Below are 15,087 nucleotides of genomic sequence, written 5' to 3' on the forward strand. Positions count from 1 at the left end.
GGCTACACTGCGGCAGTAGCTTCTTGGGTCGCTCTGCCGCAGTAAGCCGCACTGCAACTGCTGTAGCAAAGGCTTTTGCTGCAATCCGGGCTGCGCGTGAACGTCAAATTAAAATCGTTTCCAAATAAAAAACTACATTTACATCATAAATTAGAATGCAATAGTGTTTTTTATAATTTTTATAGAATAATTTTCTGTAAATTCGTTTAGTATCACACTTACATAGAATGGAAACAGTAAAACTCGACATCCTCGATCAAAAATTGCTTACGGCTTTGCAAACCGATTGTCGGCAAACCACCAAAATGCTGAGCTTGAAACTTAATCTAAGCACAACGGCCGTTCACGAACGCATCAAAAAGCTAGAAAAGTCGGGCGTAATTGCAGGCTATGTTGCTATAGTCGACCAAGTGCGTGTCGATAAGAATTTTGTCGTTTTTTGCCACATCAAATTACAGCAGCATAAACAAGCGTTGTTAACCGGTTTTGAGCAAGCCGTTTCGTTGCTGCCCGAGGTTTTAGAATGTTATCACGTGAGCGGCGACTACGATTATATTCTTAAAATTGCCGTTCGGGATATGGAAGCCTATCGGAAATTCTTGGTCGAGAAGCTCACAACTATTGATTATATCGCGAGTACGCACAGTATTTTTAAAATCAACGAAGTGAAGCGCTCGCATGTTTTGGCGTTTTAATGTGAAAGTAAATCCGGCTCCTGAATTTCGCAAACATTGCTCTACGTGAAATTCACGTTTTTTTAGCACCTAAAAACGACTTGTGTTCAAAAACAAATCGTTCAAAACCCTAAATTTGCAACGCTTAATCTAAAAAAACACTTATGAACACTTTCGACGTCGTAGTCATTGGATCGGGTCCGGGCGGATACGTTTCTGCAATCAGATGCGCACAATTGGGTTACTCAACTGCTATCATTGAGAAATACAGCACTTTAGGCGGAACTTGCTTAAACGTAGGATGTATTCCTTCGAAAGCTTTGCTCGACTCGTCGCACCATTATTACGATGCGATTCACCATCTGGAAGACCACGGTATTTCGGTAGGCGGACAAGTTTCTTTCGATCTTGCAAAAATGATTTCGCGCAAAGCATCGGTTGTAGACCAAAACGTAAGTGGAATTAAGTATTTGATGGACAAAAACAAAATCACTGTTTTTGAAGGCGTAGGTTCGTTTGTAGATGCACACCAAGTTTCGGTTACCAAAGCCGACGGTTCTTCGGAGGTTTTATCCGCAAAAAACATCATTATTGCTACCGGAAGTAAACCTGCAAGTTTACCATTCATAAGTATTGATAAAGAACGTATTATAACATCTACCGAAGCCTTGAAACTGAAAGAAGTTCCCAAACATCTGGTGATTATCGGAGGTGGCGTTATCGGTTTAGAATTAGGTCAGGTTTATCGTCGTTTAGGCGCTGAAGTTTCGGTTGTTGAATTCATGGATCGAATTATTCCAACCATGGATGCGGCGCTTTCAAAAGAGCTTACCAAAGTTTTCAAGAAGCAAGGCATGAAATTCTACACGTCGCATAAAGTGCAAGAAGTTTCGCGCAATGGTAACGAAGTAAAAGTAGTGGCTCTCGACGCCAAAGGACAAACAGTAGAGCTTGTGGGCGATTACGCTCTGGTTTCTGTGGGTCGCCGTGCCTACACCGACGGTTTGAATCTAGAAAAAGTAGGAATTACTGTAAACGCAAGAGGACAAGTAGAAACCAACGATAAATTGCAAACGGCACAACCACACATTTACGCAATTGGCGATGTAGTAGCTGGAGCTATGTTGGCGCACAAAGCGGAAGAAGAAGGCGTTTTTGTAGCTGAAACGATTGCCGGACAGCATCCGCACATCAATTATAATTTGATTCCTGGCGTAGTTTACACTTGGCCAGAAGTAGCTGCAGTAGGTTACACCGAAGAGCAATTAAAAGAAAAGGGTGTGGCGTATAAATCGGGTTCGTTCCCGTTTAAAGCATTAGGACGCTCACGTGCTAGCGGCGACACCGACGGATTTGTAAAAATTCTTTCCGACGAAAAAACCGACGAAGTTTTGGGTGTACACATGATAGGTGCTCGTGTAGCCGATTTAATTGCCGAAGCCGTTACTGCGATGGAATTCCGTGCATCGGCCGAGGATATTGCGCGAATGAGTCATGCGCATCCAACCTACGCCGAAGCGGTAAAAGAAGCGGCTTTAGCAAGTTCGGCAAACCGACCGATTCACATGTAAAATAATAGCACATTTGCAGGAAAGTCTCTCGTTTCGGGAGACTTTTTTTGTTGGCAATAACTACATAAAAATGTGCGAGAAACTTGTTTAGTATTTCGAAATTAATTGTAGTTTAGGCACGTATAATCTTATTTGTAGCGACATAGTTCGTCGTTGTAAAATAGTAAACGACGGTACTATGATGGTTTGTTTTTTCAAAAAGCATTTTCGAAGTTTTCTTTTGATGTTCCTTTTCATTTTTGCTGCTAATGCGGTTTCGGCGCAAATCAATAAAGCTGATTCGACAGTACAGGTGGTTGCCTACTGGAGTAAAGGAGAAAAGCAAATTTATGATCTCGAAAAGATAAAGTATAAAATAAAGGGAACAGATACTACAAAAACGAATGTGATAAACTGTCGTGTAGCTGTTACAGTACTAGATTCTACTGCAAATAGTTATACGATAGAATGGAAGTATTTGTACTGTAAATCAAGTGAGAACAATGAACTGTATCAAAAACTTAACGATTTATCTAAAGATGTAAAGTTCATATATAAAATCTCAGAACTAGGTGATTTCGCTGAGTTGCTCAACTGGGAAGAAATAAGCGCATTTTACCGTGAAGTTTTTAAAAAGATTTCTAAAGATATTTCGACGGAAAAGCCGGAGGTAAAGCAGTTAATAAAAAATCTCGAAAATTCATTTTGTTCACGCGAGTATATCGAATCAGCTGCGATAAAAGATATACAGCAATTTCACTTTTTTCATGGTATAAAAGTCAAATTGGGAGAAGAGATAACCAACAAAATTCCAATCCCTTTTCCTTTGACAGGCTCAGAAATTGAGACAGATTTGACGCTATTTTTAGATGAAATTATTGAAGAGGACGACAATTATATTATTCGATGCAGGCAAATTTTTGATAGTGAAGCATTGAAAAAAGTGATGGGTGATTATATTGACTCGCTAACAAAATCGATGGGTGCCAAAAAGGATTTTGAATTTTCTAAGGACATGAAAGTATCAGGAGATATTTACACCTCGGCCTTGATTCACGATTCGGGTTGGTTGGTTTACGGTATTCACACAACAACAATGGATTTTGAATCGTCAGTAACCATTGAAGAAAATACTATTGAAATTGTTGCTAATGAGTAAGTTATAACTAAATTCTGCGATGAAAAAGAGTCATTATTGGTATTTTTTAGGCGCTGCATTTTTTGGAATAATTTTGATCGCTTGCTCGGATCGAAAACAAGAATCAAAAACTCAGAATCGCCCGGTTTTCGGCTGGTTAATAGGTAATTGGGAACGCACGAACGAGCAAGCCGGTCGGCGAACTTTTGAAGAGTGGCACAAAATAAACGATTCGCTTTTTCATGGTATGGGGTACACCTTACAAGGAACCGACACGGTTTTTAAAGAGTTGCTGCAGCTGGTAAAAGACAAAAACAACTGGGAGTACGTTGTTCGAATGCCTAGCGAGAAAAAAGAAACACGTTTTGCCTTTACGCAACAAACCGACACCTCATTTACGTGCCGAAATAATAAGAATGAATTCCCAAAACAAATCCGATATTTTAAAACAGGTAACGACATCAAAGCCGATATTTCCGACGACTCGACAACGATTGCATTTCAATTCAAGCGAATCGGAAACTAGCTAAAAAGAGCAATCTTTAAGTACAGATTTGCCTCATAAAAAAAGGCCACAATTTCTTGCAGCCTCGGGGATATTTGAAATTTAAAACGAGCTATTCAGCTTCTTCCATTGTGTGATATACGTTTTGTACATCATCGTCTTCTTCAATTTTTTCCAATAGTTTTTCTACATCGGCAACTTGTTCCGGCGTTAATGCTTTGGTAACCTGAGGAATGCGTTCGAAACCAGAACTTAAAATTTCTAAATTGCGATTTTCAAGTTCTTTCTGAATGGCACCAAAACTGCCAAAAGGCGCATAGATTAAAATCCCGTCTTCGTCTTCGAAAACTTCTTCTGCACCAAAATCGATCAGTTCTAATTCAAGTTCCTCTGGATCAATGTTGTTTTTAGGAATACGGAAGTTACAGGTATGATCGAACATGAATTCTACCGAACCTTGTGTACCTAATGTTCCATTACATTTATTGAAATAGCTGCGAATATTCGCTACCGTACGATTATTGTTGTCGGTTGCTGTTTCAATTAAAATAGCAATTCCGTGCGGTGCGTAGCCTTCAAAAAGTACCTCTTTGTAATTGGCAGTATCTTTTTCAGTTGCTTTTTTGATCGCGCGCTCTACGTTTTCCTTCGGCATATTCGCCGCTTTCGCGTTCTGAATTACCGCACGTAAACGCGAATTGGCGTCGGGATTAGGTCCGCCTTCCTTTACAGCCATAACGATATCCTTACCGATACGTGTAAATGCTTTGGCCATCGCCGACCATCTTTTCATTTTTCTTCCCTTGCGAAACTCAAATGCTCTTCCCATAGTTGTATTTTCAAAAAACGGTCAAAAATAAGATTTGCTAGATTATGCTGCAAATACCATTGCCGTCAATTCTTTATTTTCCGATATAATCTTTCAGAATTCGATATACCTCCGCTAATCTAAAATTTCGACTTACTTCATCTAAAGCCATTTTATTCAATTCTATACTAAACGGATCGGATTCAATCTTCTGATTATCAATACTTAAATTTTTAAATTTTACGTCGGTTTCCAGCTTGTCCAATGCAACAACTTCCGCGTAAAGCTGATCGATGCTGTGAACTTGCTCGTAAATAGCCTGAAACTTTAATGGAATTTCTTTGTTTTCACCATTCGCTAATTTTTCAATAAGCGGATTCACTCGTTGCACTTCATTAAAATAGGGTGAAGCGGCAATACGTGCTAAACTTTTCTTTCTGAGCGACTTTAGTTTTCGAAACTTACGCAAACCATCGGGTTTTGGCACTTGTATTTTTGGAATACTCAAAGCCGTTTCAAAGTTTGCTTCTCTGCTGATTACATTGTTATAGAGCGCAGGCAACTCGATATCGGGAACGATTCCTTTCTTTTGAATCGTTTCGCCGGTTGGTCTAAAAAAACTTCTAGCAGTTACCTTGCACAAATCGCTGTTGCTTCGTTTGTCTATTGGCGTTATAAATTGCATCGTTGCTTTTCCGCAGGAAGCGGTTCCACAAACAATTGCCTTCCCGTAATCTTGCATGGCAGAGGCAAAGAATTCACTAGCAGATGCCGAAGTTCCGTCGGTGATGATCGCAATGGGATAGTCTGGTTTATAGAACGGTATTAAGTCTTGATAATAGTTAATTTGGCTGTTTTTGTCGGAACTATACGCCACCGGACCTTCAATAAAAAGCGATGATAGTCGATGCGCTTCGTCGACACTACCGCCGCCGTTGCCCGATAAATCAATGATTAATCCTTTTATTTTTTCGTTTTCACATTTTAAAAGCGCTTCGAGAAAATCGGCTGTGAGTCCACGATTGCTGCCGTCAAAATCGCTGTAAAAACTCGACACTTTAATATAAGCTACTTTCGGTGAAGTTTCAGAAACAAAAACAGTAAGTGTGTTTTCTACCGACGGAACCAAATTCTTAGTCAACGTAACTTTTTCACGTCGCTGATCTTGTTTTTCAATTTCAAAAGTAACTTCTTCTTCTTCCTCTCCATAGATGATAATTGCCAACTGTTCCATATTGCTACAAGCAGTATCGTATTCGAAACCCGTTTTCGGCAAACGAACTTTCCGAATGATATCGCCTGGCTGAATTCCCGGAACTTTAGCTGCCGAACTGCCCGGCAAAATTCCAACAACAATTAGTTGTTCTTTTTCATCGAGCTCAAGCATGAGTCCGAAACTCTTGTTTGCAGTGGCCAATCCCGACATAAAACTCTTAGCCTCGCTGGCATTGAAGTAATTGGTGTGCGGATCAAAATACGAACCGATTAAATTGAGGAGCGTTTCGGCAATTTCCTCATTCAATTCTCCTTGTTTATTGAGGATGTTCTCTATACGACAAACTTCGCGCGCTACAATTTCTGAACGTTTTGCTGCCGCTAGTTCTTCTACAAAAGGAGTAAGCGAATCTTTATTTTTGCTCAAGCGGGCAACTTCATCTAGGGCAATGTATTTAATACGTTTGTTCCACAGCTTTGGAAGATCTTCTACCGTGACATCAAATTCAAAAGGCTCGGTCGAAAATCGAAGCGTTTCGCTGCCTTCGGTTCGCAATAATGATGCATCAATATTTTTAAAATACAGCAACTTCCTGTTCAAAGCAGAAACGTAAATGTTCCAAACCAATTCGGTAAAGTAGCAATCTTTTTTTAAGAGCGAAGTATGTAATTGCGTTCGGTATCCAGCGAGCTCTTCGTAATCGGTTTTCGAAAGCAAGCTCCGGTTGGGATCTAAGTTGTTTAATAAACCGTCGAACAGGTATTTACTTAGGTTTTCATCAATGGGTTTTGGTTGCAAGTGATTGACTTTTAAAAAGTTAACCATGGCTTCAAAACGCTCGCAATAAACCAATTGCTGCGACCACGCGAAGTTTACAAGCACACATAGCGCGACAACCCAGAAATTTCTCCCCATCTTATTTGCTGTAGAAAGGCAATTTTACGACCTGTGCTGCTACATCATTTTTACGAATGCGAATGCGAATTTCGGTACCTACTTTTGCGTAGGCAGTTTCTACATAACCAAGACCAATTCCTTTGTTTAATGAAGGCGACATTGTTCCGGAAGTTACTTTACCAATTACGGCACCGGTTTCATTCACAATTTCGTAGTCTTGTCTCGGAACACCGCGTTCGGTTAATTCAAAACCAACTAATTTTCTCGTAACTCCCGCCGATTTCTGTGCTTCTAAGCGCTCTTTATCGATGAAATCTTTAGAAAACTTCGTGATCCAACCCAAACCAGCTTCGATGGGAGAGGTGCTGTCGTTGATGTCATTTCCGTATAAACAATACCCCATTTCCAAACGCAGGGTGTCGCGTGCGGCAAGTCCTATTGGTTTGATACCGTATGCTGCACCAGCTTCAAACACTCGGTTCCAAAGTTGTTCGACTTCTTCGTTCTTGCAGTAAATCTCAAAACCTCCCGATCCGGTGTAACCAGTAGCCGAAATAATAACGTGTTCGATACCCGCAAACGGACCGACAACAAAATGGTAATACGGAATTTCAGCTAGGTTTACCGATGTTAATGCTTGCATCGCTTCAACCGCTTTAGGTCCTTGGATCGCCAGTAGCGAATAGTTATCGGATAAGTTTTTAAGCTCGGCACCAAAAGTATTGTGCTGGTTGATCCACGCCCAATCTTTATCGATGTTCGAGGCATTAACAACAAGTAAATATTGTTCTTCTTTGATGCGATAAACAATCAAATCGTCGACAATACCGCCGTTACCGTTAGGGAAGCAAGAATATTGCGCACGACCAATTTCCAGAGTTGCCGCATCGTTGCTACAAACGTATTGTATTAAAGGTAAGGCACCTGGACCCGATACGAGAAATTCGCCCATATGCGAAACATCAAACACGCCGACGCCATTTCGAACGGTTTCGTGTTCAGCATTTACGCCTTCGTAAGTTATGGGCATATTATATCCGGCAAAAGGCAAAATTTTGGCGCCTAATTGCTCGTGTAGCGCGTGCAAAGCAACGTTTTTCATGGGTGTTAGTTTCTTGCAAAAGTAGCTGATTTCCGCTTTGTAAACCCACTTCCGACAAAAACTGACACATGTTTTTTCAGTCGATTTTTCAACAATTTTCAACGTAACGATGGGCGCAAAACGAGTGCACTAATACAGTTTGAGTTTTTATTTTTTAGGTGTAATTAACTGTAATCACCGCAAAATAGCTGATTATCACTTTCTATTTTAACAACTGTTTGCAAAGTGTAAACACCATAGTGCGAATTGTTTGGTTCGAAAAAATTATCGTTAAATAATTGAAAAAAAGCACATTAAATGTTTTTTCGAACTAATTAATGCGTACCTTAGAAAAAGATTTCGACCTAGTTAAAGACTTTTAACCCATAACGTACTGTCAACGTAGAATTTGGAACGAAATCTTACAAAGCGCTCTTCCGGGCGCTTTTTTATTGCATTTTATTTGGGCGCGCCGGCAAACGTGTCGTCGCTGCGCAAAAGAAGTTCACGCCGTCACGTGTTCCGCTTTATCTTTTTTGCCAAAATAGTAATGGAAGTACCGAAGCGCAAAAAAGGATATCGCTGCACCCGTTCGCGCGGAAAAGCTGCGCAGGGAAAAAATAGAAAAAATAGAAAAAATAGAAAGAATAGAAAAAGCTAAAAAAGCGAAAAAGAAACAACGGTAAGAAATAAAATCTGCCTATTGGATATCTTGTCAATCATTTGTGAACTCTGTGCCTATGTGGTCCACCCGAATAACAACGAAGAAACGCGGAAAGCTAAAAAAGTGAATTCCCAAAGCTATCGGAATCGAAAAATTTCCTCTTTGCGAACTTTGCGTAAGTCTTTGCGTTCTTTGCGGTTAAGCCTTCAACAAGCTTTGGAGCCGATGGAGCACAATGTTTCACAAAGTTTATCACAATGAACACCAAGTTTGCCATCGACCTGCTCACGTACCAGAATTTTAAGCGCACAGAAAACACTGAACCTCACAGAATATTGCGCAATAGGGTTACCGTTGAGGAAAACACAGAACGTGTCAAGCCACCAAAAAAGCGTACCATCCTTCGACAAGCTCAGGCTGCGACGATACGCGGATAATGTTGGAAAGATGATACGTAAATTGGTCAACGTCGCGAAGTCTTAATACTCAAATCTTAATACTTGATACTTATCTTAAAAAATGCGGAAAACCCGTAATCGTATGTCGATTTTTTTTCAAAACTTCGCTTCGATGGGGGCGGGAGGGATGGGGAGCGATTCCCACGTACGAAAATCCCGGAAATAAATTTTACGGAAAAACCACATTTTTGATAGAATTTTGAGATTTCGAAATTTCGAGATGAAAAGATTTTAGGAGCACAATGTTCCACGAAGTTTTTCACAATGTACACCAAGTTTGCCATCGACCTGCTCACGTACCAGAATTTTAAGCGCACAGAAAACACTGAACCTCACAGAATATTGCGCAATAGGGTTACCGTTGAGGAAAACACAGAACGTGTCAAGCCACCAAAAAATCGCACCAGCCTTCGACAAGCTCAGGCTGCGACGATACGCGGGTTCGGGAGGTAAAATGAAACGTAAAGTGGTGAATTCATCAATTCCGATAGCTATCGGAACTAGCTTCTATCCCGATTGCCATCGGGACTATTTTCTATCTTCTAAAAATCAGCCTTCGACAGGCTCAAGCTCCGACGATACGCGGGTTCGGGCGGGCAAAATAATACGTCAAGTGGTGAATGTCGCAATCCCGATAGCTATCGGGACTTCCTTCCCAAAAAAGATACGTGAAGTGGCGATCTAGTCAAAATCGGTATTGCAGTTGAAGGTAACGATTTTCGCAGCCCGGATAGAGGTGGCATCCTTTTGATGGAGCGAAGCGGAATTAAAAGATACAGCCGAAAGCCGGAAATGCTGCCCAAATAAAAAGTACCAGAACACACATTTTAATACAATCGTACACCCACCGATAAAGCGCTGCAAGCAATGGTAATATTTTTACTTCCGATCGTACAAAAAACTTGCTTTCCAGGAAAAAATACTACTTATTTAAAATCAGAGAAAAAGTGGTTCCTTCGCCTAAGGTGCTCGATACTTCGATGCTGCCATTTAGGCGCTCCGCCAGTTGTTTTACGATCGCTAGACCTAAACCTGTCGACGCTTCGCCGTTGGTTGGGCGGGCAGTTAGTTTCTGAAATTTGCGAAATAACTTCGTTTGATCGGTATCACTAATTCCCGGTCCTTCATCGCGAACTGAGAAAATCCATGCATCGTCGCTTTCTGAAAAGCGAATCCAGACGCGCTTTTCCTTTGGTGAGAACTTTAAAGCATTGGAAATCAGATTATCTAAAATGCGTTGTAGCTTGTCGGTGTCTGTATAAAAAGTGGTTTCAATCGCTTCGCAAAGCAATGTGATTCCCTTTTCCTGCGCCGACATTTGATAAGTTTTGGCTAAATTTTCCAAAAATGGTCGAGCAGAAACTTCAGTTTTTTCCACAACGAAATCGGTCGATTCGGCCTTACTCAGACATAACAGATCGTCGATAAGACGGCGTCCTTGGTCGGTTACAACAGTAATTAAATCCAAGCACTGTTGCTGTGTTTCCGGATCGGTGTCTGCATCTCGCAGCAAATCGCTCAATCCTTTTACCTTATCGAGAGGCGCTCGCAAATCGTGCGCAACGATATTCATCAGATTATTTTTCTCGAAAACAGCTTCTTCCAGCAACGAATTTTTAGTTTCGATCTCCTTTTTCTGTTGTACGAGTAAGGCATTCAGTTTCCCTTTTTTGCGCGATTGGAGATACACCGACAAAAGGACGACCAGCACCAAGGCAATAACTAGGGAAAATGTTACGATGGTTAGATTTTTTTTGTGGAGCGTAGCCGTGGCTAAGGCGGCTTTTTGCTTCAGTAATTTGTTTTCTTGGGCTTTGTTTTCCGACTCGTACTTTTCAATCATTTCGGTGCGCTTTTCAAGCTTTTCTTCATTGTACAAATCGTCCATTAAATCCGGAACTTGTTTTTCGTACGAAAGTGCTTTTTTGTAATCGCCCACAGCTTCGTACGCTTCGGAAAGTGCCATTAACGAACTGATTTCCAAATCGGCCGATTCAGCTTTTCGTGCCATGACAAGCGATTCTTCTGCGTAGGCGACTGCTTTGGTGTAATCTCCGGTTTGCCGGCATGAAACGCTTAACTTTGCTAAGGTTGATGCTAAATCAAACGGATCGTTAAACAAGCGTTTTAATTCGAGTGATTTCAAAAAATAGAAGGTGGCTTCTTTATGGCGACGCTCGGATTTATACGTGTTGGCCACATTGAAGTAAATCCGTGAATACTCGCGTTTGTTCTTTTCTTTATCAATGAAGGCCGCTCCTTTCCAATAGTATTTTCGCGATTCTTCGTATTGTCCTTTTCGGTCGAGCACGATAGCAATATTGCTGTAGTTCCAAGCTTCGCCCTTTTTGTACTTGGCTTTTATGCTGCTGGCGAGCGACTTTTTAAACCAATTGTACGCTTCGTCGATTTCATCCTGACTCAAGTACACAAATCCGATGTTAAGTTGCGCATTTGCTGCTCCGATTAAATCGTTTTGCTTTTCGCTGAGTCGTAAGGCTTTTAGGTATAAATCGAGTGCTTCGGTGTACTGACTCCGATTTTCGAGCATGATGCCGTAATCGTTTAGTACGGCAATTTCTTGAGGAACATCTTTGGCTATTTTCGCCTGCTCGATGGCGCGTTTGAAGTAGTTCTCTGAGCTAGTATAATCGGCAGAAATACGCTTTATGCTTGCCAATAGTTGGTAAATCTTACTGCGCTTTTTGGGATTTTTCCCCGCCAATTTTTCAGCCAGAAGTGCGTAATGTGTTGCACTATCGGCGTTTATGTAACGGTAGTCTTCGGCCAAAATATACGCGAGCCGGTCGTTTTTGGAATTCTTTGCTTGTCGCAACACCGCTTTTAAACTGTCGATTTTCTTTAAAGACGGTGTACTGCTTTCAATTTCTTGAGAAAAGCTTATTTGTGTTAGCGCAATTAACGTGAGATAGAGAAGACGCATGACTATGTACTTCAATTTGAAGCAATAGTAAACAATTTTAAGAAGAAATTTCTTAGAAAATACAATAAACCGACTTCTCGCTCACAACCTGAAATGAAATTATAGATCTGACTGATCCATCAATTCGAAATACATGTCGTTTGGATCGTAGTCGAAGTCGAAATCAAATAAATTATCATCGTAATCGTCGCTGTTGTTTATGGCGATGATGTTTTCTAAATCAGAATTTACTTCGGCGTAAGACAATGGATTCATAGCAGCTAATCTTTTTAGTAAAGTTCGGCAGCTCTTATGAAATGTGCTTTACGCGAATGTTATTCTATTGCGAATAAATTCAATGTGAGTTTTAGTACTTACCGGAAAGAAGTTCGCCTCCTAAAGTTGATTTTCGTTCAATACCGAGTGCTTTCATCATTTCATAGGTAGTTGAAACCGCTGCGCTGGTAACGGGCAATCCGATTTTTTGCTGTAGCGGATCGATAGCAGCTAGAGAAGGCATTTGCACACAGGCAGATGCTACCACCACATCGGCTCCAGCGATATTTAAACGTTCGGATATTTCCAATAAATTCATGGGATTTTGCGCGGCAACTTCCAAATTATCGGGAATCTCCAAAGCAATGGAATCGATTACGGTAAATCCTTGATGTTCTAAATAACCAACTACTAAATCGGTTAACGGACGCATGTACGGCGTGATGATACTGATTTTTTTTGCTTTCAAGGTTTGTAAGCCGCTAACTAATGCGCCTGCGCTCGTAATTATTGGCGTTGGCGCACCGTTGGCCACAGTTTCGGCATGAAGATTTTTCTCGGAAACGCAATGATACCCATTTCCCATACTCATAATGGCCACTAAACAGGCATAGCCCATTACGTCTACTCGTGCATCTGACAATTCGACCGCGCATTTCAAGCTCATGGCATCCATGGCTTCTAGTTCCTCTTTGGTAACTTTTTTCATACGCATTCTACTCGAATGAAACGTAAAGCGTTCGGGTAAAATGCTTTCTCTAGCTCTGAAGATAGCTGGGATTTCGGTTTCCATCGTCACATTCGACGAAGGTACGATCTGGCCAATACGGTATGTTTTTTTTGAACTCATTAAATTTCTTTTACGTGATTTACAAGCGTTCCCAATCGTTCCACGCTGGCTTCAATAAGGTCGCCGTCTTTCAGCCATTCCTGCGGATTTCGTCCGGCACCAACGCCAGCAGGAGTTCCTGTTGCAATAATGTCGCCAGGCTCCAAAGTAAAAACGGTACTTAAATCTGAAATTAAATCGGCAATACTGAAAAGCATAAACTTGGTATTGCTATTCTGTTTTTCAATGCCGTTTACGGTAAGTCGTAAGTCTAAATCCTGCGGATCTGAAATTTCATCGGCAGTAAGTAGAGCAGGCCCCATAGGCGCAAAAGTGTCTTGACCTTTTGAAACAATCCATTGTCCGGCACGTCGACAATCGCGTGCTGAGATATCGTTAATAATAGTGTAACCAAAAATGTGATTATGTGCAGTTTCTTTAGGGATATTCTTTCCGCCAGTTCCAATTACAACCGCTAATTCGACTTCCCAATCCAGCTGATTCGTAATTTTTCGATTTAATAGAACCTCGGTTTGATGTGCGGTAACTGTAGTTGGTGGCTTAGAAAAAATGACGGGCTGTTGCGGCAATTCGTTTGAAGTATCGAGTGTTCGCGCACTTTCGGCTACGTGTTCGGTGTAATTTAATCCGATACCAAAAATATTCTTCCTTGGTTTTGGAATCGGAGCCAGCAACTGGATTTCAGAAAGCTTATGACTTACTTGAACAAATTCTCCTTCTTTCAAACGATTAATACGCAATTGTAGCTGATCTTTCGCTGCTTGTCCGCGATTGATTAGTTCAAGCATCGTTACAGGAATTTCTGGATAATGTGCGTTCAACAGGCGTGTATTAACCACAAAATCGCCCAAAACAACGCCCAAGGTTTCACGTTCGTGAAAAAGGAAACTATTTAATTTCATAATGTAATTTTTAATCGGCTTGTTCTTGGTACAAACCTAGTGATTCGATAACTGGTAAATCGTTGAAGGAGAATAAACAGGCATCTTCAGTATCCGATGCATTGTGATGTTCGTGCCACGCCCAAGACGGCACGCAAAATATATCGCGGGTTTTCCAATCAAAACGCTTTCCCGCGATAATCGAATATCCGGAGCCTTTCGCCACTTGATAAACAAACGAACCCGTGTGTCGGTGACGCTTGCCAGAAAATCCAGCAGGAAGTAATTGCATGGAAGCTCCCATGGTTTGCATAACGTGTCCACCTGTAATCGGGTTGCTGTAACGCATTTTTACACCGTCGTACGCATCAATCGGATTAACTTTTGCTGCCTCTACTAAAGCCGGATAAACTTTTTTCCATTCAAATTTAAACAACGGCGAATACGGCTTATTCCAATTTTCATGAGTAGGGTAAAATCCTGAATTTCCGTAATTTAAAACGGAATAATTAACAGGATACTTTAATTCTTGTTTTCCGTCGTAAACCGCATAATCATTCGCTTCCAAAGCATTTACTAGCGGAATATCTAAGCCGTCTTGCCAAACACAGGTTTCACCATCTTCGGCAACGCCGTGTTCGTGCCAGGTGCTGTTTGGAGTGATTACAAAATCGTTTACTTCAAAGGTTATTTTATGTCCGTCGACAACCGTGTAGCCGCCTTTTCCTTCCATAATAAAACGCAGTGCCGAAGCTTTGTGACGGTGTGCCGAAGTACTTTCGCCGGGTTTTGTAACTTGAATACCTGTGTACAACCAACCAACAGCTGCACTTACCGCTTTTCGATTGTCGTTAACGAGATAAACTACGCGTCGACCTGCTTGTTCGGGTGTAACCAATTCGGCACTTTTTAAAGCTAGATCGCGCAGTTCTTCGTACTTCCATAACATAGGAACGGAGTAGGAGCGGGGTTCCCAAGGTTCAATGTCGTTGGCAACGGTCCATAAAGCACCAGCACCCAAGCCTTCTAGTTCTTTGTAATAGGCTTCGAGTTCAGGCGAAGATTTAACTCGCGCTCTTCCTAGTTGGTCGTCTGAGTGATTATTATTCATTTGGTGGTATTCAAAAGTATTAAATTATTAAACTCAAAGTAGCTCGAAAATTATT

At 41.2% G+C, this 15,087-nt stretch carries 13 protein-coding genes; 5 read left to right on the forward strand and 8 right to left on the reverse strand.

All coding sequences use genetic code 11. The features are described from left to right. Nucleotides 1-227: 227 nt before the first annotated feature. The 4 genes from ACOVQQ_RS10690 (at nucleotide 228) to ACOVQQ_RS10705 (ending at nucleotide 3,888) form a co-directional block, all read left to right on the forward strand. On the forward strand, nucleotides 228-695 hold the full coding sequence (locus tag ACOVQQ_RS10690; protein ID WP_298143450.1) for an Lrp/AsnC family transcriptional regulator: 468 nt from the start codon (nucleotides 228-230) through the stop codon (nucleotides 693-695). A gap of 143 nt (nucleotides 696-838) precedes the next feature. Then, a complete protein-coding gene (lpdA, locus tag ACOVQQ_RS10695; protein ID WP_421818186.1) occupies nucleotides 839-2,245 on the forward strand; it encodes a dihydrolipoyl dehydrogenase in 1,407 nt (468 codons plus the stop codon). Nucleotides 2,246-2,468: 223 nt separating this feature from the next. After that, nucleotides 2,469-3,383, forward strand: a complete 915-nt coding sequence (locus tag ACOVQQ_RS10700) for a hypothetical protein (RefSeq protein ID WP_421818187.1) — start codon at nucleotides 2,469-2,471, stop codon at nucleotides 3,381-3,383. A gap of 19 nt (nucleotides 3,384-3,402) precedes the next feature. Continuing rightward, a complete protein-coding gene (locus tag ACOVQQ_RS10705) occupies nucleotides 3,403-3,888 on the forward strand; it encodes a DUF6265 family protein (RefSeq protein ID WP_421818188.1) in 486 nt (161 codons plus the stop codon). Between the two features lie 91 nt (nucleotides 3,889-3,979). Here ACOVQQ_RS10705 and ACOVQQ_RS10710 read toward each other — a convergent pair whose 3' ends face one another. From ACOVQQ_RS10710 to gcvT, 3 genes are all read right to left on the reverse strand, one after another. Beyond that, entirely contained in the window at nucleotides 3,980-4,696 is a 717-nt protein-coding gene (locus tag ACOVQQ_RS10710) for a YebC/PmpR family DNA-binding transcriptional regulator (protein ID WP_094486847.1), read from the reverse strand. Nucleotides 4,697-4,769: 73 nt separating this feature from the next. Then, nucleotides 4,770-6,806: a S41 family peptidase gene (locus ACOVQQ_RS10715; RefSeq protein ID WP_421818189.1), complete on the reverse strand. Its 2,037-nt coding sequence runs from the start codon at nucleotides 6,804-6,806 to the stop codon at nucleotides 4,770-4,772. A 1-nt stretch (nucleotide 6,807) separates the two neighbouring features. Then, nucleotides 6,808-7,890, reverse strand: a complete 1,083-nt coding sequence (gene gcvT, locus ACOVQQ_RS10720) for a glycine cleavage system aminomethyltransferase GcvT (protein WP_421818190.1) — start codon at nucleotides 7,888-7,890, stop codon at nucleotides 6,808-6,810. A 900-nt stretch (nucleotides 7,891-8,790) separates the two neighbouring features. Between gcvT and ACOVQQ_RS10725 the strand changes: the two genes are divergently transcribed. After that, a complete protein-coding gene (locus ACOVQQ_RS10725; protein WP_421818191.1) occupies nucleotides 8,791-8,970 on the forward strand; it encodes a hypothetical protein in 180 nt (59 codons plus the stop codon). Between the two features lie 943 nt (nucleotides 8,971-9,913). Here the strand turns inward: ACOVQQ_RS10725 and ACOVQQ_RS10730 are convergent. The 5 genes from ACOVQQ_RS10730 to ACOVQQ_RS10750 form a co-directional block, all read right to left on the reverse strand. Further along, a complete protein-coding gene (locus tag ACOVQQ_RS10730) occupies nucleotides 9,914-11,935 on the reverse strand; it encodes a tetratricopeptide repeat protein (protein WP_421818192.1) in 2,022 nt (673 codons plus the stop codon). Between the two features lie 99 nt (nucleotides 11,936-12,034). Then, entirely contained in the window at nucleotides 12,035-12,190 is a 156-nt protein-coding gene (locus ACOVQQ_RS10735) for a hypothetical protein (RefSeq protein WP_165764487.1), read from the reverse strand. Nucleotides 12,191-12,281: 91 nt separating this feature from the next. Beyond that, entirely contained in the window at nucleotides 12,282-13,040 is a 759-nt protein-coding gene (locus tag ACOVQQ_RS10740; RefSeq protein WP_421818193.1) for a maleate cis-trans isomerase family protein, read from the reverse strand. Continuing rightward, nucleotides 13,040-13,942: a fumarylacetoacetate hydrolase family protein gene (locus tag ACOVQQ_RS10745; protein ID WP_421818194.1), complete on the reverse strand. Its 903-nt coding sequence runs from the start codon at nucleotides 13,940-13,942 to the stop codon at nucleotides 13,040-13,042. Before ACOVQQ_RS10745 ends, ACOVQQ_RS10740 begins: the two co-directional genes overlap by 1 nt. A gap of 10 nt (nucleotides 13,943-13,952) precedes the next feature. Further along, on the reverse strand, nucleotides 13,953-15,032 hold the full coding sequence (locus ACOVQQ_RS10750; protein WP_421818195.1) for a cupin domain-containing protein: 1,080 nt from the start codon (nucleotides 15,030-15,032) through the stop codon (nucleotides 13,953-13,955). Nucleotides 15,033-15,087: the final 55 nt, after the last annotated feature.

The organism is Flavobacterium sp., assembly GCF_049240005.1.
Classification (GTDB): domain Bacteria; phylum Bacteroidota; class Bacteroidia; order Flavobacteriales; family Flavobacteriaceae; genus Flavobacterium.